Source organism: Phytopseudomonas argentinensis (assembly GCF_900113905.1).
Taxonomy (GTDB): domain Bacteria; phylum Pseudomonadota; class Gammaproteobacteria; order Pseudomonadales; family Pseudomonadaceae; genus Aquipseudomonas; species Aquipseudomonas argentinensis.
The window spans coordinates 1,365,601-1,389,569 of sequence record NZ_FORC01000001.1; the positions used below are offsets into that span (position 1 = coordinate 1,365,601).

Annotated in this window: 19 protein-coding genes; 11 read left to right on the forward strand and 8 right to left on the reverse strand. The window is 62.4% G+C overall.

Going from position 1 to position 23,969, the window contains the following annotated elements; genetic code table 11:
• Positions 1-38 precede the first annotated feature (38 nt).
• Positions 39-1,217: a fumarylacetoacetate hydrolase family protein gene (locus tag BM154_RS06205; RefSeq protein ID WP_074881474.1), complete on the forward strand. Its 1,179-nt coding sequence runs from the start codon at positions 39-41 to the stop codon at positions 1,215-1,217.
• A 64-nt stretch (positions 1,218-1,281) separates the two neighbouring features.
• Entirely contained in the window at positions 1,282-3,066 is a 1,785-nt protein-coding gene (locus BM154_RS06210; protein ID WP_074881475.1) for an IlvD/Edd family dehydratase, read from the forward strand.
• Positions 3,067-3,140: 74 nt separating this feature from the next.
• Here BM154_RS06210 and BM154_RS06215 read toward each other — a convergent pair whose 3' ends face one another.
• Positions 3,141-4,553 (reverse strand): amino acid permease, encoded by a 1,413-nt coding sequence (locus BM154_RS06215; RefSeq protein WP_074881476.1) that lies wholly within the window; start codon positions 4,551-4,553, stop codon positions 3,141-3,143.
• Positions 4,554-5,179: 626 nt separating this feature from the next.
• Here BM154_RS06215 and BM154_RS06220 point away from each other — a divergent pair.
• Entirely contained in the window at positions 5,180-6,058 is an 879-nt protein-coding gene (locus tag BM154_RS06220; protein ID WP_167364651.1) for a M24 family metallopeptidase, read from the forward strand.
• 73 nt (positions 6,059-6,131) lie between these two features.
• On the opposite strand, the gene BM154_RS06225 is transcribed toward BM154_RS06220, so the two are convergent.
• On the reverse strand, positions 6,132-8,066 hold the full coding sequence (locus BM154_RS06225; protein ID WP_074881477.1) for a DNA topoisomerase III: 1,935 nt from the start codon (positions 8,064-8,066) through the stop codon (positions 6,132-6,134).
• A 138-nt stretch (positions 8,067-8,204) separates the two neighbouring features.
• Between BM154_RS06225 and BM154_RS06230 the strand changes: the two genes are divergently transcribed.
• The 3 genes from BM154_RS06230 (at position 8,205) to dxs (ending at position 11,333) form a co-directional block, all read left to right on the forward strand.
• Positions 8,205-8,447 (forward strand): exodeoxyribonuclease VII small subunit, encoded by a 243-nt coding sequence (locus BM154_RS06230; protein ID WP_013792851.1) that lies wholly within the window; start codon positions 8,205-8,207, stop codon positions 8,445-8,447.
• A complete protein-coding gene (gene ispA / locus BM154_RS06235) occupies positions 8,444-9,331 on the forward strand; it encodes a (2E,6E)-farnesyl diphosphate synthase (protein WP_074881478.1) in 888 nt (295 codons plus the stop codon). The genes BM154_RS06230 and ispA overlap by 4 nt, the downstream gene beginning before the upstream one ends.
• Positions 9,332-9,449: 118 nt before the next feature.
• Positions 9,450-11,333, forward strand: a complete 1,884-nt coding sequence (gene dxs, locus BM154_RS06240; RefSeq protein WP_074881479.1) for a 1-deoxy-D-xylulose-5-phosphate synthase — start codon at positions 9,450-9,452, stop codon at positions 11,331-11,333.
• Between the two features lie 121 nt (positions 11,334-11,454).
• On the opposite strand, the gene BM154_RS06245 is transcribed toward dxs, so the two are convergent.
• The 5 genes from BM154_RS06245 to BM154_RS06265 form a co-directional block, all read right to left on the reverse strand.
• On the reverse strand, positions 11,455-12,465 hold the full coding sequence (locus BM154_RS06245) for an AI-2E family transporter (RefSeq protein WP_074881480.1): 1,011 nt from the start codon (positions 12,463-12,465) through the stop codon (positions 11,455-11,457).
• 95 nt (positions 12,466-12,560) lie between these two features.
• On the reverse strand, positions 12,561-13,358 hold the full coding sequence (locus BM154_RS06250; RefSeq protein ID WP_074881481.1) for a helical backbone metal receptor: 798 nt from the start codon (positions 13,356-13,358) through the stop codon (positions 12,561-12,563).
• Entirely contained in the window at positions 13,358-13,771 is a 414-nt protein-coding gene (locus BM154_RS06255) for an MFS transporter (protein ID WP_074881482.1), read from the reverse strand. The genes BM154_RS06250 and BM154_RS06255 overlap by 1 nt, the downstream gene beginning before the upstream one ends.
• Positions 13,768-14,385, reverse strand: a complete 618-nt coding sequence (gene ribA / locus BM154_RS06260; RefSeq protein ID WP_074881483.1) for a GTP cyclohydrolase II — start codon at positions 14,383-14,385, stop codon at positions 13,768-13,770. Before ribA ends, BM154_RS06255 begins: the two co-directional genes overlap by 4 nt.
• 111 nt (positions 14,386-14,496) lie before the next feature.
• A complete protein-coding gene (locus tag BM154_RS06265) occupies positions 14,497-14,928 on the reverse strand; it encodes a DUF192 domain-containing protein (protein WP_074881484.1) in 432 nt (143 codons plus the stop codon).
• A gap of 166 nt (positions 14,929-15,094) precedes the next feature.
• On the opposite strand from BM154_RS06265, the gene BM154_RS06270 reads away from it, so the two are divergent.
• On the forward strand, positions 15,095-16,678 hold the full coding sequence (locus BM154_RS06270; RefSeq protein ID WP_074881485.1) for a peptide chain release factor 3: 1,584 nt from the start codon (positions 15,095-15,097) through the stop codon (positions 16,676-16,678).
• Positions 16,679-16,764: 86 nt separating this feature from the next.
• Here the strand turns inward: BM154_RS06270 and BM154_RS06275 are convergent, their stop codons facing one another.
• Positions 16,765-19,167, reverse strand: a complete 2,403-nt coding sequence (locus tag BM154_RS06275) for a membrane-bound PQQ-dependent dehydrogenase, glucose/quinate/shikimate family (protein WP_074881486.1) — start codon at positions 19,165-19,167, stop codon at positions 16,765-16,767.
• Between the two features lie 338 nt (positions 19,168-19,505).
• On the opposite strand from BM154_RS06275, the gene BM154_RS06280 reads away from it, so the two are divergent.
• The 4 genes from BM154_RS06280 (at position 19,506) to BM154_RS06295 (ending at position 23,968) form a co-directional block, all read left to right on the forward strand.
• Complete coding sequence (locus BM154_RS06280; protein WP_074881487.1) at positions 19,506-20,816, forward strand: nucleotide sugar dehydrogenase; 1,311 nt, start codon at positions 19,506-19,508, stop codon at positions 20,814-20,816.
• Positions 20,817-20,901: 85 nt separating this feature from the next.
• The gene (locus tag BM154_RS06285; RefSeq protein ID WP_244157062.1) at positions 20,902-21,975 is read left to right on the forward strand and encodes a glycosyltransferase family 4 protein; all 1,074 of its coding nucleotides are present in this window, start codon (positions 20,902-20,904) and stop codon (positions 21,973-21,975) included.
• 74 nt (positions 21,976-22,049) lie between these two features.
• Positions 22,050-22,928: a glycosyltransferase gene (locus BM154_RS06290; RefSeq protein WP_244157064.1), complete on the forward strand. Its 879-nt coding sequence runs from the start codon at positions 22,050-22,052 to the stop codon at positions 22,926-22,928.
• Complete coding sequence (locus BM154_RS06295; RefSeq protein ID WP_083414462.1) at positions 22,925-23,968, forward strand: class I SAM-dependent methyltransferase; 1,044 nt, start codon at positions 22,925-22,927, stop codon at positions 23,966-23,968. Before BM154_RS06290 ends, BM154_RS06295 begins: the two co-directional genes overlap by 4 nt.
• Position 23,969: the final 1 nt, after the last annotated feature.

Here is a 23,969-nt window from a genome sequence, read left to right on the forward strand (position 1 = left end):
CTAGCGTGCAGCTTTCATGCACCCCGGAATTCATCGCCATGTCGATCCGACTGACTCCTGAAAACACCCTGCCCGCTGACGCCGCCACGGCCACGCTGATCGGCCGCGCCTGGATTCCCGGCACCGTCGCCGGACCCTCGCCCATCGTGCTGCGCGCTGACGGCGTGTTCGACCTGTCCGCCCGCTTCGCCACCCTCAGCCAGTTGCTGGAACTCAATGATCCTCTGCAGGCGGTGCGCGACACGCCCGGCACCTTCGTCGGCAGCATCGAGGCGCTGCTGGCCAACACCGGCTCCCACGCCGACCCGAGTCAGGCATATCTGCTGGCGCCCGCCGACCTGCAGGTGATCAAGGCCGCCGGGGTGACCTTCGCCGCCAGCATGATCGAGCGGGTGATCGAGGAGAAAGCCGCCGGCGATGCTGCCAAGGCGCAGAGCGTGCGAGCCATCGTGCGTGACGCCATAGGCGACAACCTGCGCGCCGTGCAGCCCGGCTCGCCCCAGGCAATGCGCCTCAAGGAGCTGCTGATCGAGCAGAACATGTGGTCGCAATACCTGGAAGTGGGCATCGGCCCCGATGCGGAGATCTTCACCAAGGCGCCGATTCTGGCCGCGGTGGGCAGCGCCAGCGAGATCGGCATCCACCCGATCTCGCAGTGGAACAACCCGGAGCCGGAGGTGGTGCTGGCGGTCAACAGCCGCGGGCAAATCCACGGCGCCACCCTGGGCAACGACGTCAACCTGCGCGACGTGGAAGGCCGCAGCGCCCTGCTGCTCAGCAAGGCCAAGGACAACAATGCCTCCTGCGCCATCGGCCCGTTCATTCGCCTGTTCGATGAGCATTTCGACCTGGACAGCGTGCGCACCTGCGTGGTCGAGCTGCAAGTCGAAGGCACCGACGGCTACACGCTCAAGGGCTCCAGCTCCATGGACCAGATCAGCCGTGATCCGCAGAACCTGGCAGGCCAGACGCTCAATGCCTCGCACCAGTACCCCGACGGCTTCCTGCTGTTTCTCGGCACCCTGTTCGCCCCCACCGAGGATCGCGATCACCCCGGCAGTGGTTTTACCCACAAGATCGGCGACCGCGTGAGCATCAGCAGCCCGCGCCTGGGCGCCCTGCACAATCAGGTGACCACCAGTGACAAGGCCGCCCCCTGGACCTTCGGCGTTACGGCGCTGCTGAAAAACCTCAGCGCCCGCGGTTTGCTGGGCTAGGTCGTCCGGCCCTGAGCTGACAGCCCGCACGACGCGATTCATTCAAGAACAAGAGAAACCCATCATGACCGACCTCAAACGCCCGCTGCGCAGCCAGCAGTGGTTCGATGACCCCAATCACGCCGACATGACCGCCATCTACGTCGAGCGCTACATGAACTATGGGCTGACCCGCGCCGAGCTGCAGTCGGGCCGGCCGATTATCGGCATCGCCCAGACCGGCAGTGACCTGACGCCCTGCAACCGCCACCACCTGGAGCTGGCCCAGCGGGTCAAGGCCGGCATCCGCGATGCCGGCGGCATTCCCATGGAATTTCCGGTGCACCCCATCGCCGAGCAGAGCCGTCGCCCTACCGCCGCGCTGGATCGCAACCTGGCCTACCTGGGGCTGGTGGAAATCCTCCACGGCTACCCGCTCGACGGCGTGGTGCTGACCACCGGCTGCGACAAGACCACCCCGGCCTGCCTGATGGCCGCCGCCACCACCGACCTGCCGGCCATCGTGCTGTCCGGCGGGCCGATGCTCGACGGCCACCACAAGGGCGAGCTGATCGGCTCGGGCACCGTGCTCTGGCATGCACGCAAGCTGATGGCCGCTGGCGAGATCGACTACGAAGGCTTCATGGAAATGACCACCGCTGCCTCGCCGTCGGTGGGCCACTGCAACACCATGGGCACGGCCCTGTCGATGAATGCCCTGGCCGAAGCGCTGGGCATGTCGCTGACCGGTTGCGCGAGCATCCCCGCCCCCTACCGCGAGCGCGGGCAGATGGCCTATGCCACCGGCAAGCGCATCTGCGAGCTGGTCATGCAGGACGTACGCCCCTCGCAGATCATGACCCGCGAAGCCTTCGAGAACGCCATCGCCGTGGCTTCGGCCCTCGGCGCGTCGAGCAACTGCCCGCCGCACCTGATCGCCATCGCCCGGCACATGGGCATCGAGCTGAGCCTCGAGGACTGGCAGCGCATCGGCGAAAGCGTACCGCTGCTGGTCAACTGCATGCCCGCCGGCAAGTACCTCGGCGAAGGCTTCCACCACGCGGGTGGCGTGCCGGCGGTGATGCACGAACTGCAGAAGGCCGGCCGCCTGCACGAAGGCTGCATGACGGTCAGCGGCAGCCGCATCGGCGAGATCGTTGCCGACAAGGTGACCGGCAACCGCGAGGTGATCCTGCCTTACGACGAGCCGCTCAAGCACAGCGCCGGTTTCATCGTGCTCAGCGGCAACTTCTTCGATAGCGCGATCATGAAGATGTCGGTGGTCGGCGAAGCCTTCCGCAAGACCTACCTGTCCGAACCCGGCAAGGAAAACAGCTTCGAGGCGCGGGCCATCGTCTTCGAGGGCCCCGAGGACTACCACGCGCGCATCAACGACCCGGCGCTGGATATCGACGAGCGCTGCATCTTGGTGGTGCGCGGCGCCGGGCCGGTGGGTTACCCGGGCAGCGCCGAGGTGGTCAACATGGACCCGTCGGCGGCACTGATCAAACAGGGCGTGACCTCCCTGCCGTGCCTGGGTGATGGCCGGCAGAGCGGCACCTCGGCCAGCCCGTCGATCCTTAACATGTCGCCGGAAGCGGCAGTGGGCGGCGGCCTGGCGCTGCTGCAGACCAACGACGTGCTGCGCGTCGACCTCAACGCCCGCTCGGTGAACCTGCTGATCGACGACGAGGAGATGCAGCGTCGCCGCGCCGCCTGGAAGCCGAGCTACCCGGCCTCGCAAACGCCGTGGCAGGAACTGTACCGGCAACTGGTCGGCCAGCTCTCCACCGGCGGCTGCCTGGAACCGGCCACCCTGCACATGCGCATCATCGCGCGCAGCGGCGGCATGCCGCGTCATTCACACTAGGGGCCTGTCAGCCGACATGAAAAAGGGGCGCACCTTCCCAGGTGCGCCCCTTTTTTTCGCTCACAGGGTTGCGCTCAGCCTGCGAGCTTCTTCGCCGCGCGCAGGTGCACCATCACGCCCAACGCGACAACAACAGCCGCGGCGGCGCCGGTAGAGATGACCAGCACCTGGTATTCCTCGACGAACGCCATGGTCACCAGGGAGCCGACGATGAACAGGATCACCAGGTAGGTCAGCCAGGGGAACAGCCACATTTTCAGGCGGATGTCCTTGCCCTCGGCTTCCAGCTTGCGGCGCATCTTCAGTTGCGAGAAGGCGATCACCAAGTACACCAGCAGGGCGATCATGCCGGTGGTGTTCATCAGGGTGTCGAGCACGTCTTTCGGGCGCAGGGTTTCGCTGAAGTTGATCAGCGCCACGAAGATGGCCACCGAGCAGGAAGCGATGATCGCAAACACCGGCACGCCGGTCCCGGTACGGGTGATCTTCAGGAAGCGCGGCGCGTCGCCACGGGTGGACAGCGAGAACAGCATGCGCGAGGCGGTGTAGTGGGCGGAAATCATGCAGCTGCTCACCGAGGTCAGCACCACGAAGTTCATCACCAGCTCGGCGTAGGGAATGCCCAGCAGCTCCAGGGTGCGGCGGTAGGAACCGTAGCCAGACTGCGCCATCAGCGGGTCGTTCCAGGGCACCAGGCAGACGATCAGGAAGATCGAGCCGATGTAGAACAGGCACACCCGCCAGACCACCGAGTTGGTCGCCTTGACGATCTGGTTGGCCGGATCCTTGGCTTCCGAGGCGGCGATGGTGACGATCTCGGCGCCGAGGAAGGCGAACATCACGCCGAGGATGGCCACCACCACCGACTCGATACCGTTGGGCATGAAACCCTGTGCGGTCAGGTTGCTGAAGCCGCGCGTCTCGCCGGTCGGCCACAGGCTGAGCACCGCCAGGGTGCAGACCGCCAGGAAGCAGATAATCGCCACCACCTTGATCAGCGCGAACCAGAACTCGAACTCGCCGTAGTGTTTGACGTTGAAGAAGTTGATGCTGATCAGCACCAGGGTGGCCGTCAGCACGAAGACGTTGACGCTGACTTCCGGGAACCAGCCGTTGAGAATGGTGCCCGCCACGTAGGCTTCCCAGGCCATCAGGATGACCCAGAACCACCAGTACAACCAGCCGATGGTGAAACCGGCCCAGCGGCCGATGGCGCGCTCGGCGTAGGTGGAGAACGAGCCGGTGTCCGGCGAGGAGGTGGCCATCTCACCGAGCATGCGCATGATCAGCACCACCAGGATGCCGCCCGCCAGGTAGGCCAGTACCGCTGCCGGCCCGGCGCTGTGGATCACGCTGCCGGAACCGACGAACAACGCCCCGCCGATCACACCGGCGATGGACATCATGGTGAGGTGCCGGGGCTTCAATGACGCACTGAGCTTGCTCTCAGGCTCCTGCTTTGCCTGTTCGGCTGATACCGCATCCATAGAAGGACTACCTCTTATTGATTTTGCTGGAAACAGTTGAAGCCGGGCCGCTGCGCACGACGCTATGCGGCGCGCCAGCAGGCTTCGCTGTGTGATCGCTGTCCATGTGAGCGTTTCCGGATCCGGCGAACCGGCCTCGGGCAACAGTTCCTTGCCGAAATCCATCCGGTTGAAGCAGAGAAAGCTCCGTCACTACCCTGACTGCCGAGCCATTTACCGCAGCGGTGCTACCTGAGAAAACGCCGGCGCACCGGTTTGAATGTTCGTTTTACTCCACAACTCGATCGAAACCAGGCCCTATTCAGCTCAGCGTTCGCTGCTGAAACCAGTGCCACCAACAGGTGAAAATCCCTGCAGAGATCGCCACCAACGCGATTAATCCACCCTCGCACAGGCGAATGAAACCCGTTCGTTAAATTCAACGGGGCCGGATGGTAACGGAAAATTTCCATTTGGGAATACTCCGCGCATGCAACGGACGGATGGGCGGCAGTGGCAACGCTGGCGGTATCCGAGCCTGGTTTGCCTCATCGGTCCAGCTCTGAGAGCATGAACAGCCTGTGTGCTTAGCACTTCAGATCGGCGACAACTCGATGTCTCTGCCAGACCTCAACAAGGACGTCTTCATGCCCGCATTTCTCGATAAAGCCCTGCGCGAGCTTGGTCGCCGGTTTAGCCGTCAGCCTGAATCAGCTGCCACGCTCATCGAGCGCTACCAGACCAAGAATCAGCAGTTGGCAGCGCGCATTGCGCTGCTGCCAGACCGCGAACGGCTCGATTCGATTCGCGAACAAGCGCCAGCGGTCTCCAGGTTGCTACGCGACCTGGCGCCGCTCATTGGTCCGCAAAGCAACGGCCTTGCCCTGCAGGACCAGATTGTCCAGGAGTTCGAGCGCCTGGGCTGGCAGCCCATGCTGGTGGGGTACAAGGGTTATCCCGCGGCCGTACCGATTTCGATTGGCAAAGCCGTTCTGAGCGGCTTTCCGACAGCCAATCCGCTACCCGACAACGCTCTAGTGACCATAGAGATGGTTGCAGCCTCAAGCACCGCCTACCTGGCACAAAGCTGGACCTTTGCAGGCGCGAAGGCCGAAGCAAAGCAGCTCGCACTGCTCGAGACAGGACGCCAGGCGCTCAAGGCCGGCGTAGCCTGCATTCGGCCAGGAGAACGTGTAGACGCTATTGGCGATGCGATAGCCGAGGTACTCGATGCCCATGACCTGCAGCCTGTCATCGAATATTCAGGCCATGGGATGGGCAAGGATCGTATGCAGTCACCCTTGATTCTCTGCTACCGGAATAATTATTCAAAAAACGAGCGCCTTCAGGTGGGCCAAATTCTCAACGTCCTGGTCCCTGCCAAGCCGGGCGTAAGGGGCGTACGGTTCGACACCCAAAATTTCCAAGAGGTTTTTACTCAGGACGGTAAGGAGGCGGTGGTGTTCTCAGCGATGGTGGAGGTGACTCAAGAAGGTCACCGGTTGCTCAGTGAATGGGTGGACTAGAAGCCTCTGGGCCGAGATTAACCACGTCGCAATCAGCCCCGGGATGTCGCCGCGCCTACCAGCACTCAAGCTTCTACTTCGTCGCACGCGGTGCCTTGCGCGATGATCGGCCGCCCTTGCCAGCACTGCCCTTGCGCTTACCTCGCCACGCCGGCTTGCCGCCCGGCGGCGGGCCACTGATGGTCAGTTGCAGCCCCCGGCAGCGTTCGATCTGCTTGGCCATCCAGGCCGACTGCTTGGCGACGAAATCTTCAAGCGGCATCTCGCCACTCTGCACCATGTCCAGTGCCTGCTCCCAGATCGCCGTGGTGCCGGGGTCGGCAATCGCCCGCGGTACTGCATCGATCAGACCGAACGCCGCCGAGGTGGCCGCCAGCGCCTTGCCCTGCTTGCTCAGGTAACCGCGGTCGATCAGTCCCTGGATGATCCCGGCGCGGGTGGCTTCGGTGCCGATGCCGGTGGTGTCCTTGAGCTTCTGCTTGAGCAGCGGATCCTCGACCAGCCGCGCGACGTTCTTCATGGCCTGGATCAGGTCGCCCTCGGTGAACGGCTTGGGCGGCTGGGTGAATTGATCCTTGAGGGTCACCTCGCGGACCCTGCACTGCTGGCCTTCTCGCAACGCAGGCAGTGCCTGGGGCGCTGGCGTCTCGCGGCCCCTGGCAGGCGCAAGGGCTTCAGGCAGTGCGCGTTTCCAGCCTGGCTCGACGATCTGTTTGCCGACGGCGCGCAGATCATGGCCGGCGCAATCGAAATCCGCCTGGGTGCGGTCGTATTCGTGGTTGGGCAGGAACTGCGCCAGGTAGCGGGCGCGGATCAGCTCGTAGACTGCGCGTGGCCGGCCGCTCAGCCGCGCCAGGCCGCCGGCGGCCAGGGTCGGGATGATGCCGTGGTGCGCGCTGACCTTGGCATCGTTCCAGGCCCGCGAACGGCGCCCGGCCTGGGTGTGCGCCAGCACCTCGCGTAGCGCCGGGTCGGCCTGCCCCAGCGCAGCCAGAATGGTCGGCGCTTCGGCGTGCTGGCTCAACGGCAGGTAGCCGCAGTCGCTGCGCGGGTAGGTGATCAGCTTGTCGGTCTCGTAGAGTTTCTGGGCGATGTCCAGGGTTTCCTGGGCGCCCAGGCCGAGCTTCTTCGAGCACACCTGCTGCAGGGTACCGAGATCGAACAGCAACGGCGGCGCTTCACGCATGCGTTCGGTCTTCAACTTTTTCAGCACGGCATGCTCGGCGCCCTGCATGGCCTCGGCGGCGCGCTGCGCCACCGCTTGCTTGAGGCAGCGGCCCTGCTCGTCGCAGTCGTCCTGGGGCGCGCGCCACCCGGCGGTGAACGGCGTGCCATTGCCATCGAGGGTGACGTCGATGGCCCAGAACGGCACTGGCACGAAGTCGGCGATGCTGCGGTCACGGTCCACCACCAGGCGCAGGGTCGGCGTCTGCACGCGGCCGACCGGCAGCACGCCCTGATAGCCGGACTTGCGCCCCAGAAGGGTGAACAGGCGGCTCATGTTCATGCCGATCAACCAGTCGGCCCGCGAGCGACCGAGCGCCGACTGGTAGAGGTTGTAGGTACTGGCGCCGGGCTTGAGCGCGGCCAGGGCCTTGCGGATCGAGGCGTCGTCCAGCGCCGACAGCCACAGGCGCTGGATCGGCCCGCGGTAGCGGCAATGGTCGAGCAGTTCGCGGGCGATCATCTCGCCTTCGCGGTCGGCATCGGTGGCGATCACCAGTTCGCCGGCTTCGCCGAGCAGGCGCTTGACCGCTTTGAACTGCGCGGCGGTCTTGGGCTTGATGCGCATTTTCCATTGCTGCGGCACGATCGGCAGGTCGTCCAGCACCCAGCGCTTATAGCGTGCGTCGTAGGCATCCGGCGGTGCGGTTTCGAGCAGGTGACCGATGCACCAAGTGACCGTCACGCCACTGCCCAACCAGCAGCCATCGCCACGCCGCGTGGCACCGAGCACGCTGGCGATGTCTTTGGCTTGTGAGGGTTTTTCGCAGAGAAACAGACGCATTGGCTCGGGCCAGCAGGAAATGGATAGCGGCAAGAATACTGTATATCCATACAAATCGCCCACCCGGATCGATTTGCTCGCAACAGAGCCCTCTGCTAGTGTCGCGGCGACCGCGAACCCGCCTGAGACCTGCTGACCATGGCCCGCAAGAAAGCCGCGCTCGACTTCGAGCAATCCCTCACCGAACTGCAAACCATCGTCGAGCGCCTGGAAAACGGCGAGCTGTCGCTTGAGGAGTCACTGAGCGCCTTCGAGCAAGGCATCGGTCTGACCCGTGAATGCCAGGCCGCCCTGACCCAGGCCGAGCAGAAGGTACAGATCCTCCTGGAGCGCGATGGCGCGCTCGAAGCGGCGCCATTCGAAACGGACGAGCCGCTATGATCGCCGCCTACCAGGCGCGCTGCCAGAAGCAGGTCGACGCCGCCCTGGAGCCGCTGTTCAGCGCCCCATGCGCCGAACTCGAGCGCCTGTATGCGGCCATGCGTTACAGCGTGTTCAACGGCGGCAAGCGGGTACGCCCGCTGCTCGCCTATGGGGCCTGTGAAGCCCTTGGCGGCACAGCACAACAGGCCGATGGCGCGGCCTGCGCAGTGGAACTGATCCACGCCTACTCCCTGGTGCATGACGACCTGCCTGCGATGGACGACGACGACCTGCGCCGCGGCCAGCCGACCACCCATATCGCCTTCGACGAAGCCACCGCCATCCTCGCCGGTGATGGCTTGCAGAGCATGGCCTTCGCGGTGCTAGCCAGCACGGAGCACAACCCGCAGAGCGCCGAGATTCGCCTGAGCATGTTCCAGGCCCTGGCCCAGGCTGCAGGCCCTGCCGGCATGGTCGGCGGCCAGGCCATCGACCTCGGCTCGGTAGGCCAGCAACTGCTGCAACCAGCGCTGGAAACCATGCATCGGCACAAGACCGGTGCGCTGATCGAAGCCAGCGTGCGCCTCGGGGCCCTGGCCAGCGGCCGTGCCGACGAGCACAGCCTGGCCGCGCTGAGCACCTATGCCCGCGCCGTCGGCCTGGCCTTCCAGGTGCAGGACGACATTCTTGACGTGGAAAGTGATACCGCGACCCTGGGCAAGACCCAGGGCAAGGACCAGGCAAACGACAAACCCACCTACCCGGCGCTGCTCGGTCTGGCCACCGCCAAGGCCTATGCCCTGGAGCTGCGCGACCAGGCGCTGCACGCGCTGCAGCCGTTCGGCGAGGCTGCCGAGCCGCTGCGCGCGCTGGCTCACTATATCGTCGAACGGCGCAACTGAACCGCTGTCTATCTGACATCGCTGCTGCGGCAACCACGCCCAAGTCCTCCCTTGGGCTAGGGTCATCGCATCAGGTAGACTGCCCCACTATTTTCGAATTCTTATAACGACTCGCCTGATGCCGACGACTTTCCACGAGATTCCCCGCGAACGCCCGCTGACGCCGCTGCTCGACCGCGCCAACACGCCGGACGAATTGCGCCGCCTTGGCGAGGCCGAGCTGGAGACCCTGGCGGATGAACTGCGCCAGTACCTGCTTTATACGGTCGGCCAGACCGGCGGGCATTTCGGTGCCGGCCTCGGGGTGATCGAACTGACCGTCGCCCTGCACTACGTCTTCGATACGCCCGACGACCGCCTGGTATGGGACGTCGGCCATCAGGCCTACCCGCACAAGATCCTTACCGGCCGCCGCGAGCGCATGGGCAGCCTGCGCCAGAAGGACGGCATCGCCGCCTTCCCGCGTCGCTCGGAGAGCGAGTACGACACCTTTGGCGTCGGCCATTCCAGCACCTCGATCAGCGCCGCATTGGGCATGGCCATCGCCGCCCAGCGCCAGGGCAGCAAACGCAAATCGGTGGCGGTGATCGGCGACGGCGCATTGACCGCCGGCATGGCCTTCGAAGCACTCAACCACGCAGCAGACGTGAAGGCCAACATGCTCGTGGTACTCAACGACAACGACATGTCGATCTCCAAGAACGTCGGCGGCCTGTCCAACTACCTGGCCAAGATTCTCTCCAGCCGCACCTATGCCAACGTGCGCGAGGGCAGCAAGAAGGTGCTGTCCAAGCTGCCGGGCGCCTGGGAAATCGCCCGCAAGACCGAAGAGCACGCCAAGGGCATGCTGGTCTCGGGCACCATGTTCGAAGAGCTGGGCTGGAACTACATCGGCCCCATCGACGGCCACGACCTGCCGACCCTGCTGGCCACCCTGCGCAATATGCGCGACCTGGAGGGCCTGCAGTTCCTCCACGTGGTCACCAAGAAGGGCAAGGGTTTCGCACCGGCCGAAGTCGACCCGATCGTCTACCACGCGATCTCCAAGCTGGAGCCGATCAATGCGCCGGCCAAGGTGAAGAAACCGTCCGGCCCGAAATACTCCAGCGTGTTCGGCCAGTGGCTGTGCGAAATGGCCGCCCATGACGAACGCCTGATGGCCATCACCCCGGCGATGAAGGAAGGCTCCGATCTGATCGCGTTCAGCGAACGCCACCCGGATCGCTACTTCGACGTGGCCATCGCCGAACAGCATGCGGTGACGCTGGCCGCCGGCATGGCCTGCGAAGGTGCCAAGCCGGTGGTGGCGATCTACTCGACCTTCCTGCAGCGCGCCTACGATCAGTTGATCCACGACGTCGCAGTGCAGAACCTCGACGTGCTGTTTGCCATCGACCGCGCCGGCCTGGTCGGCGAAGACGGGCCGACTCACGCGGGCAGCTTCGACCTCTCCTACCTTCGCTGCATCCCCGGCATGCTGATCATGACGCCGAGCGATGAAAACGAGCTGCACCACATGCTCACCACCGGTTACCAGTTCACTGGTCCGGCGGCTGTGCGCTACCCGCGCGGCAGCGGCACGAACGCGCCCATCGACCGCAAGCTGACGCCACTGCCGATCGGCAAGGGCGTAGTACGCCGGCAAGGCAAGGGCGTTGCCCTGCTGGTATTCGGCGTACAGCTGCCCGAAGCCCTGCGCGTTGGCGAAACGCTGGACGCCACGGTGGTCGACATGCGCTTCGTCAAACCCCTCGATGAAGCACTGGTCAGCGAACTGGCCGCAGGCCACGACCTGCTGGTGACCATCGAGGAAAACAGCGTGATGGGCGGCGCTGGCAGCGCCGTCAGCGAATTCCTCGCCGGCCAGGGCACCCTCAAGCCGATGCTGCACCTGGGCCTGCCCGACTACTACGTCGAGCACGCTCGCCCCGAGCAGATGCTGGCCGAATGCGGCCTGGACGAGGCCGGCATCGAGGCGGCGATTCGCGCTCGCCTCGGCTAAACACCTGCCTAGAGAGTCGGCCTGGCGCTCCATGAGCGGCAGGTCGAACTACGCTGCGCCCTTATCCCATCAAAGCCTGACCAGCGCCACAGGTTGGGCACATGCCATTGCCCGCTAGCGTCTATACCCAGCCTTGGGCCTTGAGCTCGCTTTTCAGGTAGGCGTAGTACACCGGCGCGGCGACCAGGCCGGCGATGCCGAACGCGGCCTCGAACACCAGCATCACCAGCAGCAGCTCCCAGGCCCGCGCCTTGATCTGCCCGCCGACGATGCGTGCGTTGAGGAAGTACTCGACCTTGTGGATCACGATCAGGTAAGCCAGTGCGCCCAGCGCTACCCAGATCGACAGCGACAGGCCGACCACGAAGATCGCGGTGTTGGAGATCAGGTTGCCAACCACCGGCAGCAGGCCGGCCACGAAGGTGATCACGATCAACGTCTTGGTCAGCGGCAGATGCACGCCAAACAGCGGCAGCACGCCGATGAGGAAGATCGCGGTAAAGGTGGTGTTGAGCAGGGATATCTTGATCTGCGCGAAGACGATGTTGCGAAACGCCTCCACGAAACGCTGCACGCGGGTCAGCAGGGCGCCGGCCAGGGGCCTGAGTTGGTCGGGATCGGGCACGCTCTGCAAGGCGATCACCGCACCGAGGATCATACCGATCAACACGGTGACGAACATGTGCACGGCGCCCTTGCCGAGCAGTTGCAGTTCGCTGATATGCCCGCGCAGCCAGTCGTGCAGCGCCACGCGGATGTCATCGACGTTGGCCGGCAGGTACGCCACCAGCGCTTCGGGTAACTGCTCGCGGGCGCGGTCGATCACGCCAAGCAATTTGCCCATCATCCGCCCCGGGTTGTTGAGTTCGTGCATCAACAGCGAGAAGCCGCCGGCGAAGATCAGCCCGAGCACGGCGATTACCAGCACGCTGAGCACACCGACGGCCAGCAAACGGCCCATATTGCCCGCCAACAGGCGCTGCATCGGCCGCGCCAGGCGGTTGACCAGTTCGAACACCAGCAGGCCGGCCAACAGACTGGGCAGCAGCTTGAGGGGGAAGACCAGCAGGAGCGCGACGCCAACGATCAGGGCGCTGGCAGGGGAAAACCAGGGGGATACAGGGGCTTTCATAAGGTCTGCAATGAACGGGAAGGCGTTCAATCTGCCAGTTGGCGGCGCGCATTACCAGTGTCATCGCACGACTTGAACGCAGGCATTGACGGCGATCACCTGGCCGGCGCCAGTACCTCGCAAAGCCGGGCCGTGGCGGCGAGCATCTGGAAGCTTGGCCGCTCCAGGCCTTTGTCCGGCAGCACGCGCAATTGCTCGCGGCGTACGGCGCGCAGCTGCGGCCAGCGCTGCCAAGACTGCAACTGGCGCGCATCACCGGTGATGATCAGCGCCGGGTCGCGCTGCAGCACAGCCTCCACACTGACCTTGGGTGCTGGCAGGTCGAGGTCGGCAAACAGGTTGCGTGCTCCGCACACCTGCAACGCATCACTGATGATCTGCCGACCGCCGACGGTATAGAGCGGTGCGTCCCACACCTGATAGAAAACCGGCAAAGGCTCGTTACGCCGATAACGCGTCCGCAGCGCTTCGAGCCCAGCGACGAAGCGATCATGCAGGCGCCGCCCCGCTTCTGGCCGGCCAAGCCGCTCGCCGATCAGCAGGAATTGCCGGGCCAGCTCATCCAGCGAGCGCGGTTCGAGCACCAGCATGGGAATACCGAAACCTTGCAGTTGCTCGCGCTGGGCAGCGCTGACGCTGCCGGGCCACACCAGCAACAGATCCGGCTGCAGAGCGAGCAGGGTTTCCATTTCCAGATTCCCGTAGCGCCCCACGGACGGCACATGCGCCAGCGCTGCAGGACGCTCGCCCCCATCGAGCACGCCGACCAGCTTGTCGGTGGCACCCAGTTCGAGGACGATTTCACTCAGCGACGGCGCCAGGCTGACCACTCGCTCGGCAGCTGCCAGTGAGGTCGCCTGCAGCAACAGCAGCGCAAGCAACACACCGCGCATCAGAGCTGCCGGGGAACGCGGTAAAGGTAGAGCACCACGACGCTGGCCAGCGCCAGCAGAATCTGCGGCACCGCTTCCAGCCCGGCGAATACCGCCAGGGCGGCGATCCAGGTTGGTAATCCGGCCCCCAGCAAAGCAGGACGCCGGCGCTCGGCGAGGCTCAGCCAGGCGGCGGGCTCGTCGATGGTATTCAGCGCTTTGGCGAGGGCGAACAAGGCGCGCTTGTACGCGCTGAACAATGGCAGGCTGACGAACAACGAGGCCAGGCCGGCAATGAACAGCGGCATGGCCAGCACGCCCGGCTGGCGCCCGGCACCGAACAACAGATTGATCAGCAACAGCGGCGCCAGGTTCAGTGCCAGTTGCCGCCACCAGAGCAGGGCCAACCGACGCTTGACCGCGGCGCGGGTCAAGGCCGCTCGACCTCACCCTGATGCAGCTTGCCGAGCATGTGCCCGAGCTTGCCGGCCTTGGTGGCCAGGTACTTGCTGTTGTGCGGGTTGTGCCCCAGTTGCAGCGGCACGCGGTTGGCCACCGGAATGCCCATGTCGCCGAGCGCCTTGACCTTGCGCGGGTTGTTGGTCATCAGCTTGAGCGAGGAGATGCCCAGGTGCTTGAGCATCGGCAGGCAGATCGCGTAGTCGCGCATGTCGGCACCAAAGCCCAGGCGCTCGTTGGCTTCGACGGTGTCGGCGCCGCCATCCTGCAGCTCGTAGGCGCGGATCTTGTTGAGCAGGCCGATGCCACGGCCTTCCTGGCGCAGGTACAGCAGCACGCCGCGGCCTTCCTCGGCGATGGCACGCAGGGCACCCTCGAGCTGAAAACCACAATCGCAGCGCAGGCTGAACAGCGCATCACCGGTCAGGCACTCGGAATGCAAGCGCCCCAGTACCGGCTCACCGTCGGCCACATTGCCGAAGGTCAGCGCGACATGCTCCTTGCCCGTGGCCTCTTCGAGAAAGCCATGCATGGTGAACACACCGAACGGAGTCGGCAGTTGGGAGGCGGCGACGAACACGACGGGCACCGGATGCTCCTGATAGCGGAAAGGGATGCGGATTTGCGAGGGGTGATAGTGTAACAGCAGCGTCAAGAGCCGCGTCAGCCGAATTACCGATCAAAAGGATCGAGGGCCGACTCAGTCTTCGGCCTGCTCACAGTCGATGCTCACGCGACTGCCAAATACCACCCCAAGCGCCGCGAACTCACCCTTGGCGACCTCGATGATATAGCGCACCGGCGCATCGGAGCCGTGGCGCTGCAGGCTGAAGGGGCGCATGTCCACCACCTTGCGTACGTTGCCGCTGGCATCGATGAAGGCGGCCGACAGCGCGACGCGGGTGTCCTTCATCCATAGCTCGCGCAGCCCCTCATTTGGCCAGGCGAAGAGCATGCCATCGCCTACCTCGTCACGACCGGAAAGCCCCAGGGTGCGCGCCTCAGGAGTGGCGGCGAGCGGCAGGTCGCGCTCTGCGCCGGAAGGAAAGCCAACCCGGCACTCGGGCAGCTGTGCCAGTGCAGCGTTCGAGGCAAGCCCCAGGGCGACGCACAAAAGAGCTGAAGGCTTCATGAGCAATCCCAGGCGTGAACAGAGTGCCGATCCTACGCCATTAGCAGCACCGGCAACGCGACAGACGTGCGCAGCGGATGCCCCAGCGCACCCGCATTTACCGCTATAATCGCGCATTTTTCCGGGCCGCCCTGGCCCGCTCACGCTTTCAAGCAGGCACGCATCCATGACCACTCAGGCCGCCGAAGTCGCCAAGCGCCGCACCTTCGCGATCATTTCCCACCCCGACGCCGGTAAGACCACCATCACCGAAAAGCTGCTGCTGATGGGCAAGGCGATCGAGGTGGCCGGTACGGTGAAGTCGCGTAAATCCGACCGTCATGCGACTTCCGACTGGATGGAAATGGAGAAGCAACGTGGTATTTCCATCACCACCTCGGTGATGCAGTTCCCCTACCGCGAGCACATGATCAACCTGCTCGACACCCCGGGCCACGAAGATTTCTCGGAAGACACCTACCGCACCCTGACCGCGGTGGACAGCGCACTGATGGTGCTCGATGGCGGTAAAGGCGTCGAGCCGCGCACCATCGCCCTGATGGACGTGTGCCGGCTGCGCGACACGCCCATCGTCAGCTTCGTCAACAAGCTCGACCGCGACATCCGCGACCCCATCGAACTGCTCGACGAGATCGAGGCGGTATTGAAGATCAAGGCCGCGCCGATCACCTGGCCAATTGGTTGCTACCGCGACTTCAAGGGCGTGTACCACCTCGAAGGCGACTACATCATCGTCTACACCGCCGGCCACGGCCACGAGCGCACCGAAACCAAGATCATCGAGAAACTCGACTCCGATGAGGCGCGCGCCCACCTGGGCGACGAGTACGAGCGCTTCGTCGAGCAGCTGGAGCTGGTGCAGGTCGCCTGCCACCCGTTCGACCAAGACGAATTCAACAACGGCCAGCTGACCCCGGTGTTCTTCGGCACCGCACTGGGCAACTTCGGCGTCGACCATGTGCTCGACGCGGTGGTCGATTGGGCACCACGCCCACTGCCGCGGGTCGCCAATGAGCGCCCGGTGCAGCCGACCGAGGAGAAATTCACCGGTTTCGTGTTCAAGATCCAGGCGAACATGGATCCCAAGCACCGCGACCGCGTGGCCTTCATGCGCATCTGCTCGGGCAAGTACGAGAAAGGCATGAAGATGCGCCACGTGCGCACCGGCAAGGACGTACGCATCGGCGATGCCCTGACCTTCTTCTCCAGCGAGCGGGAAATGCTCGAGGAGGCCTGGGCCGGCGACATCATCGGCCTGCACAACCACGGCACCATCCAGATCGGCGACACCTTCACCGAAGGCGAGGCGCTGGGCTTCACCGGTATCCCGCACTTCGCCCCGGAGCTGTTCCGCCGCGTGCGCCTGAAGGATCCGCTGAAATCCAAGCAGCTGCGCCAGGGCCTGCAGCAGCTTGCCGAGGAAGGCGCCACCCAGGTGTTCTTTCCCGAGCGCAGCAACGACATCATCCTCGGCGCGGTCGGTGTGCTGCAGTTCGACGTGGTCGCAAGCCGCCTGAAGGAGGAATACAAGGTCGAGTGCGGCTACGAGCCGATCACCGTATGGTCGGCGCGCTGGATCGAGTGCGACGACAAGAAGAAGCTCGAGGAATTCTCCAACAAGGCCGTGGAAAACCTCGCCCTCGACGGCGGTGGCCACCTCACCTACCTGGCGCCGACCCGCGTCAACCTGAGCCTGATGGAAGAACGCTGGCCGGATGTGAAATTCCGCGCGACGCGCGAGCACCATTGATCGCGCTTTTTCATGCTCAAAAAAACGGCCCTGAATGGGCCGTTTTTTTGGGCGTTTCATAGACTGGGTCGAGCGGGGCTTCCTGTTTATTTATCCTCGGGCAGTGCCCAGGCAGTCACCGAATCGCCGATCTTGGTGCCGAAAGAGCCATGCCCGCCGGCCATCTGCACCACGTATTGCTTACCGGTCTTCTCGGAGACATAGGTCATAGGCGTCGCCTGGCCACCCGCCGGCAAGCGCCCTTTCCACAGTTCCTTGCCGGTCTTCAGGTCATAGGCACGCAGGTAGTAGTCCAGCGTACCGCTCATGAATGCCACGCCACCGGCGGTGACGATCGGCCCACCGAGCGCCGGCGTACCCACCGGGAAAGGCAAACCCAGCGGCGCACTATCACGGCTGGTGCCGTTCTTGTGCATCCACACCTTCTTCATGGTGCGCAGGTCCACAGCGGTCACATAACCCCAGGGCGGCGACTGGCACGGCAGACCGAGCACAGACAGGAAGGGCTGCAAGCGCACCATATAAGGCGCCCCCAGGTTGGGCTGCAGGCCGGTTTCCCCACCGCCCATTTGCTCATCGGGATCGACCTCGCTGCGCTTGACCATCTGCGATATGAACGCCAGATAGTTCGGCGCGCCGAACAACAGCTGCCGCTGCGGATCCACCGCCACCGACGGCCAGTTGAACACGCCGACGTTGCCCGGATAGATCAGCGAGCCTTGCTGCGATGGCGGGGTGAAATCGCCCTCGTAACGCAGCTTGCGGAACTGGATGCGGCAGATCATCTGGTCGATCGGCGTACCACCCCACATGTCCCGCTCGCGCAGTGGCCCCTGTGGCGCATAGCTCAAGGCCGAAGCAGGCTGGGTCGCAGCGGTGGTATCGCCGTAGTCGGTGCCCTGGGGCACCGGCATCTCGTTGACCGGCACGATGGGCTCGCCGGTACGGCGGTCGAGTACATACAGATCGCCGCGCTTGGTCGGCTGGATGATTGCCGGCACCTTACCCTGCGCGCCATCGATATCCACCAGGGTCGGCTGTGATGGCAGGTCACGATCCCACAGGTCGTGGTGCACGGTCTGAAACTCCCAGCGCACCTTGCCGGTCGCCAGATCCAGCGCGACCAGGGTATCGGTAAAACGCTCGGCCAGCTCATCGCGCGGGATCGACCACTGATCCGGGGTCTGGTTGCCCATCGGCAAATACACCAGCCCCAGCGCCTCGTCAGCGGTGGGAATCGTCCAGACGTTGGGCGTGCTGCGCACATAGGTTTCGCCCGGTGCCAGCGGCTCGGTGGCATCCGGCTTGCCAGGATCGAAATTCCACACCAGTTCGCCGGTCTTCACGTCATAGGCGCGGACCACGCCGCCGGGTGAATCAACCGAACCGTTATCGGTAATCGAACCGCCCTGGATCACCAGCTTGCTGGTCACCACGGGTGGCGAGGTCGGCAGATAGACACCCAGCGCACCCTCACCCAGCCCGGCCTTGAGATCGACCGTGCCGGCATCACCGAAGTCTTCGCATGGCTGGCCGTCCTCGACATCCAGCGCCATCAGGGTGCCGTCGTTGGTCGGCAGGAACAGGCGCTTTTCACAGCGCGCAGCAGGTTGGTTGGGTTGCTCGGCGGCATTGGCGGTTGCCGCAACAGCGGCGCCATCGTGATACGCCAAGCCACGGCAGGTCATATGCTGGTAGTACTCGGCATCGCGGTTGATGCTCGGATCGAAGCGCCAGCGCTCCTCACCGGTGTCCGCATCCAGCGCGATGGCCACGCTATGGGGCGTGCAGATAAACAGGGTATTGCCAACCTTCAGCGGCGTGACCTGATTGGTCAGCTCATGGGGGTCGCCCTCCCCCGGCAAATCCCCAGTATGAAACTCCCAGGCCTTCTCCAGCTTGCCGGCATTTTCCGGCGTAATTAGATCAGCCGTGGAATAGCGATCACTGTGCCTGGAGCCACCATAGGCCGGCCACTCACTCGCCGAACGCTGCGCGATGCCGCCAGCCGTATCACCCTGCATCTGCGCATTACTGAATTCGCCGTCGATGGAATGGTCATCCTGCGTCAGCGAATAACTGGCCATCAACGCACCGGCCACAATACCCAGGCCCAGAACGCCCGTGGCGCCATCGCGCCACACGCCACTACGGCCCACCTGTCGATTTACGAAAGGCAGGAACAACCAGAGCCCGAGTATGCACCACAGGTCGATCCGCGGCGCCAGCTGCCACCAGTCGAAGCGGACTTCGTAGAGGGTCCAAGCCAGGGTGCCTAGAAGTAGTAGGCCGTAAAGCGCGATGGCGGAACGGCGGCGGGCGAATAGTAGGCTGGCTACGAGCAGCAGGCCTATGCCAGCGCCCAGGTAATACCAAGAGCCGCCCAAGCTCACCAAATAACCGCCGCCTGCGGCCATAACTGCGCCCAGCAGCAAAACCGACAAAGCGGTAAGAGTCACCCAAAATGGGCGGCGGTATTCGATACTCATGGCGCACTCCCCTACGATTCGTCACACCTGACGTAGCGAAATTTTAGGCAACAAAGGCTAGGTCAGAGAGCAGTGGAGCAAGGGCGGCGCGGTTGGTTCAGGTTTTTGGGGAAAAGTAGGCAGGCAATGAAGCCGGCATCCCTAGCGGGTAACCATCCAACACGCGAAATCTTCAAACTGGCCTGAAAGCCAAACGTTGAGTTTGGCGTGCTAGCGCGAGATCCATGGTGACTTACTAGATTTTGTATCCCTAAGAAGCGTGACTGAGCACACTGCGGTTACCAATGATCTTCTGGCATTATGCGGAACCAATACCACTATAGAGCCGAGCAATCCAAGTGAGCGAATTCCTCAGCACCTTGCGCGAGCGGGTAACCTCGGGCACAGCCATCGTAGGTATCTATGGCCTGGGCTATGTAGGGTTGCCACTAGCGTTACGCTTTTCTGAAGTAGGTATCAAAGTTATAGGCTTTGACATCGATCAAGCTAAGGTCGATACCCTTCTGGCTGGAAAAACCTACATAGAAAGACTGACGCCTGACCGGATAAAAGAAGCCCTTAAACAAGGATTCGAAGCAACCGTCGACTTTTCCAGAACTGCCGAGGCTGACGCACTTATAATTTGTGTACCCACACCACTTAATAATCACCGGGAGCCCGATCTAAGCTATGTCATAAAAACGGTAGAGGCAATTCTTCCTCACTTCCGAAAAGGTCAATTAGTTTCTTTAGAAAGTACTACCTGGCCCGGAACCACCGACGAAGAACTGGCGCCCAGACTTTTAGCAAGCGGTTTCGTTCCTGGCGAAAATTGCGCGCTGGTGTTTTCACCAGAGCGAGAAGATCCAGGAAATCCGAACTATGGTACTCAGGACATCCCCAAGATAATAGGGGGTATGAGTGCAAGCTGCCTCGAGATCGGCCAAGCACTCTATCAGCATGCCATTCGGACGCTAGTTCCCGTGAGCAATACCCGCACTGCTGAGATGACTAAACTGCTGGAAAACATACATAGAGCAGTGAATATCGGACTGGTCAATGAGATGAAAATCGTGGCCGACAAGATGAACATCGATATACACGAAGTCATCCGTGCAGCGGCCACTAAGCCCTTTGGCTTCACACCTTATTATCCAGGCCCAGGCCTTGGCGGGCACTGCATTCCCATTGATCCCTTTTACCTTACTTGGAAGGCAAAGGAATATGGAATCAACACAAGATTTATCGAGCTTGCAGGTGAAATCAACCACTACATGCCCCGATGGGTAGTACAAAAGGTGGCAGATGCCCTCAATGATCACGGCAAATCAGTTAAAGGCAGCCGTATCCTGATATTAGGACTCGCATACAAGAAAAATATCGACGACAGTCGTGAGTCTCCGGCCGTTGAAATCATGGAACTGCTACAGGAAAAAGGAGCATTAATCGAATATTGTGATCCACATGTGCCGAATTTTCCGAAAAAGCGCGACCACCATTTTGATCTTAACTCAGTAACGCTGGATGCCGAAGGCATTGCCAGTTACGACTGTATCGTTTTAGCAACGGATCATGATGCCTTTGATTACCTCCTGCTGCAAAGTCACGCCAGACTTCTAATCGACACCCGGGGCAGGCTGACGGGGGCTGCAAATGTCATCTCAGCCTGAGACACACACTCGCAAGCCAAAAATTCTGATCGTTACCCGCAATCTACCGCCCCTAGTGGGCGGTATGGAGCGGCTGAATTGGCATATGGCTGATGAGCTCAGCAAGCAGGCTAGTGTTCGCGTGGTTGGCCCCTCTGGGGCTGCAGCACTGAAACCCGAGACAGTAACCTTGGACGAGGTACCACTCAAACCCCTGCCGCTATTCCTGCTGCTGAGTTTTCTCAAAGGATTATGGATTGCCCTACGCTGGAAACCCGATGTTATTCTTGCTGGCAGCGGCCTGACCGCCCCTATCGCCTGGCTGTTGAGCAAATGGTGTGGCGCTCGCTCGGCAGCCTACTTGCATGGCTTCGACATCACCGTCAATCACGGCCCGTATCGCAGGCTCTGGCGACCGGCCTTCAAGAAGCTGGATCGGATCATCGTCAACAGCACACCCACACAAGCACTGGCTATCGCTGCCGGTGTCAGCCAGAACAACATCAGCATTGTCTATCCAGGTGTGAGCTTGCCAGAAGCATCACAGCCGGCAGAAAGCATCGCTGCGTTTAAAGAAAAGTATGGGCTAACCGGCAAAAAAATCCTGCTGTCCGTGGGGCGTCTGACCACTCGCAAAGGCCTGCGCGAATTCGTAGAGCTGGCCCTGCCCGCCATAGTAAAAGCTGAGCCTGATGCCATGCTGGTTTTAATTGGAGAAGCGCCGAAGAACTCTCTGGGGGCCGGCATCCAGACTGTCGAAAGCATCCAAGTCCAGGCAGAACACTCCGGCGTATGTGAGCAGATCAGGTTCCTGGGTGTAATCACCGACAAGGCCTTACTGGCCACGGCCTACGAGGCTGCCGATGTACACGTGTTCCCTGTACGCCATATCCCCAATGACCCGGAAGGTTTTGGCATGGTGGCCATCGAGGCTGCCGCGCACGGGTTGCCGACCGTGGCGTTTGCCACGGGTGGCGTGGTCGATGCAGTTGCTGAGGGGCAGTCCGGGCATCTTGTTGAGTCTGGAGACTATGCGAAGCTGGCTCAGGCAGTACTGCAGATTCTTACCAGTGGCAAGACAGCAGAGCACACCAACACGACAACCCTTTTTGCTCAAGAGTTTGCATGGTCATATTTTGGCCAACGTATAGGTACCGCTTTAATGGCTGACTCAGAATGACCACGTCCCAACCTTCCCCATCTGAGCCGATCTTTATCACAGCTACAGCTCCCGGAGACCTGGCGACAGTTACCGTGACCTTCAACCCCTCCCTGGCAGAGCTTCAAGCGCAATTGCACGTCTTACCCGCACACTGCATCAAGGTCATTGTGGACAACGCATCCAAGCCGGATATCTGGGAAGAAGTTGTAGCTCTCGCCGGCAAGTTTCAAAACATCCATCTGATACGAAGTGAAACCAATCTTGGCCTGGCAGCCGCCCTCAACTATGGTGTGGATTGGTTGGCCACATTGACACCCACTCCCCAGTTCGTGCTCTTGCTCGATCAGGACAGTGAGCCGCAGCCAGGCAGCATTGCAACGCTGCTTGCTGGATTCGGTCAGTTGCGGGCCAAAGGGCACAAGGTGGGTTGCGTGGGACCGCTGCTGGCCGACCCAGACACCGGCCTGACGCACGGGTTTCACCAAAGCACCCGCTGGCGCTGGACACGGGCCTACCCACTTGCCGGTACTGCCACTCCCGTACCGTGCGCAAACCTCAACGGCAGCGGCACGCTGGTACCACTGGCACTATTTCAGCAGCTAGGCGGACTCGATGAGGCCTTATTCATCGACCATGTGGACACTGAATGGGCATTCCGCGTCATGGCACATGGCTACAGCCTATGGGGCATCCCGAGCGCGGTGTTCGCGCACAGTATGGGTCAGGCCAGCGTGCGCTTCTGGCTGCTGGGATGGCGCGTGTGGCCAGTACGCCCGCCACACCGGCATTACTACCTGTACCGCAACGCGGCCATGCTGATGAAACGCCCCTACGTGCCCATGGTGTGGAAAACCTGGGCCGCGATAAAGCTACTGTTCACCACCCTCGTCATGGCGATAACAGGGCCGTCACGCTGGCAGCAAATCAAAAACATGTGGTACGGATTACGACAAGGATTTGGCAAAAAATGAACATTGCCCAGCAAAATCAATGGTCACGCGGCCAACTGGAATCCGTTGCGAACTGCCCTGCCTGCAGTAGCGAGAATCGTGCTGTAGCCAACTTCACACGTCGCGACAACGAAGGTGCTATGCCCGATCTATGGCGCATGGTGCAGTGCATCGATTGCCAGTCCATCTGGCTTGACCCGCGTCCGGATGCACAATCGTTGCCGCGTGCCTATGACGATTACTACACACACGACACCGAGGCCGACGATGTGCCGCAAAACGGCGGCAGCGGTCTAGCGTGGAGGCTGATCAACGGCTACCTCAACCGACGCTTTGGCATGCACCGCCAACCTGAATCCGGATGGGGGTATGCCATTTTCTCGCTCATTGAGCCTTGGCGGCTCAAGCTCGACTACTACGGCAGGCACCTGACATACAACCGCGTCGGCAGGCCCGGATGTTTACTAGACATCGGCTGCGGCAATGGTGCTTTTCTGGATCGCGCCAAGAGCATGGGCTGGCAGGTTCACGGCTGCGAGATCGATCCCAAAGCCGTTGCCGCCTGCCGTAGCATTGGCATTGACGTGATCGAAGGCGATGCCTTTGCGCCGCAACTGGTCGAACAATCGTTCGACGTCATTACCATGAGCCATGTGATTGAGCATGTGCATGACCAGCCGGCCCTGCTGCAGCGCGCTCACGACCTACTTCGTCCTGGCGGCTGGCTCTGGTTGGCAGTACCCAACCCTCAGAGCATTGGGCTGTTCGTATCCAACTCAGCTTGGCATGCCTTGCACCCGCCTTATCACCTGTGTATTCCCAGCCAAGCTATCCTTACGAACTGGCTCAAGGAACAAGGTTTCTCCGAGATACAACTCTTAAGGCGTGGTGCGCATGTTCGTCAGATATGGCGAATCTCCCAAGCCATTGCTCAACGAGAAGTCATTGTCGCTCCGTCGCCTGGCCGCTTGTTCGCTTGGCGCTTGCTCGCTGATGCCCTGGCAACAATCAGCCCGTACCGAACTGAAGAAACAGTGCTATTAGCGCGAAAGCCGGATTGAT

Bases quoted from the DNA above. Each gene is read 5' to 3' on its own strand.
- BM154_RS06205 (WP_074881474.1), top strand. From the start codon at position 39: ATGTCGATCCGACTGACTCCTGAAAACACCCTGCCCGCTGACGCCGCC.
- BM154_RS06210 (WP_074881475.1), top strand. From the start codon at position 1,282: ATGACCGACCTCAAACGCCCGCTGCGCAGCCAGCAGTGGTTCGATGAC.
- BM154_RS06215 (WP_074881476.1), bottom strand. From the start codon at position 4,553: ATGGATGCGGTATCAGCCGAACAGGCAAAGCAGGAGCCTGAGAGCAAG.
- BM154_RS06220 (WP_167364651.1), top strand. From the start codon at position 5,180: ATGCCCGCATTTCTCGATAAAGCCCTGCGCGAGCTTGGTCGCCGGTTT.
- BM154_RS06225 (WP_074881477.1), bottom strand. From the start codon at position 8,066: ATGCGTCTGTTTCTCTGCGAAAAACCCTCACAAGCCAAAGACATCGCC.
- BM154_RS06230 (WP_013792851.1), top strand. From the start codon at position 8,205: ATGGCCCGCAAGAAAGCCGCGCTCGACTTCGAGCAATCCCTCACCGAA.
- ispA (WP_074881478.1), top strand. From the start codon at position 8,444: ATGATCGCCGCCTACCAGGCGCGCTGCCAGAAGCAGGTCGACGCCGCC.
- dxs (WP_074881479.1), top strand. From the start codon at position 9,450: ATGCCGACGACTTTCCACGAGATTCCCCGCGAACGCCCGCTGACGCCG.
- BM154_RS06245 (WP_074881480.1), bottom strand. From the start codon at position 12,465: ATGAAAGCCCCTGTATCCCCCTGGTTTTCCCCTGCCAGCGCCCTGATC.
- BM154_RS06250 (WP_074881481.1), bottom strand. From the start codon at position 13,358: ATGCGCGGTGTGTTGCTTGCGCTGCTGTTGCTGCAGGCGACCTCACTG.
- BM154_RS06265 (WP_074881484.1), bottom strand. From the start codon at position 14,928: ATGAAGCCTTCAGCTCTTTTGTGCGTCGCCCTGGGGCTTGCCTCGAAC.
- BM154_RS06270 (WP_074881485.1), top strand. From the start codon at position 15,095: ATGACCACTCAGGCCGCCGAAGTCGCCAAGCGCCGCACCTTCGCGATC.
- BM154_RS06275 (WP_074881486.1), bottom strand. From the start codon at position 19,167: ATGAGTATCGAATACCGCCGCCCATTTTGGGTGACTCTTACCGCTTTG.
- BM154_RS06285 (WP_244157062.1), top strand. From the start codon at position 20,902: ATGGCTGATGAGCTCAGCAAGCAGGCTAGTGTTCGCGTGGTTGGCCCC.
- BM154_RS06295 (WP_083414462.1), top strand. From the start codon at position 22,925: ATGAACATTGCCCAGCAAAATCAATGGTCACGCGGCCAACTGGAATCC.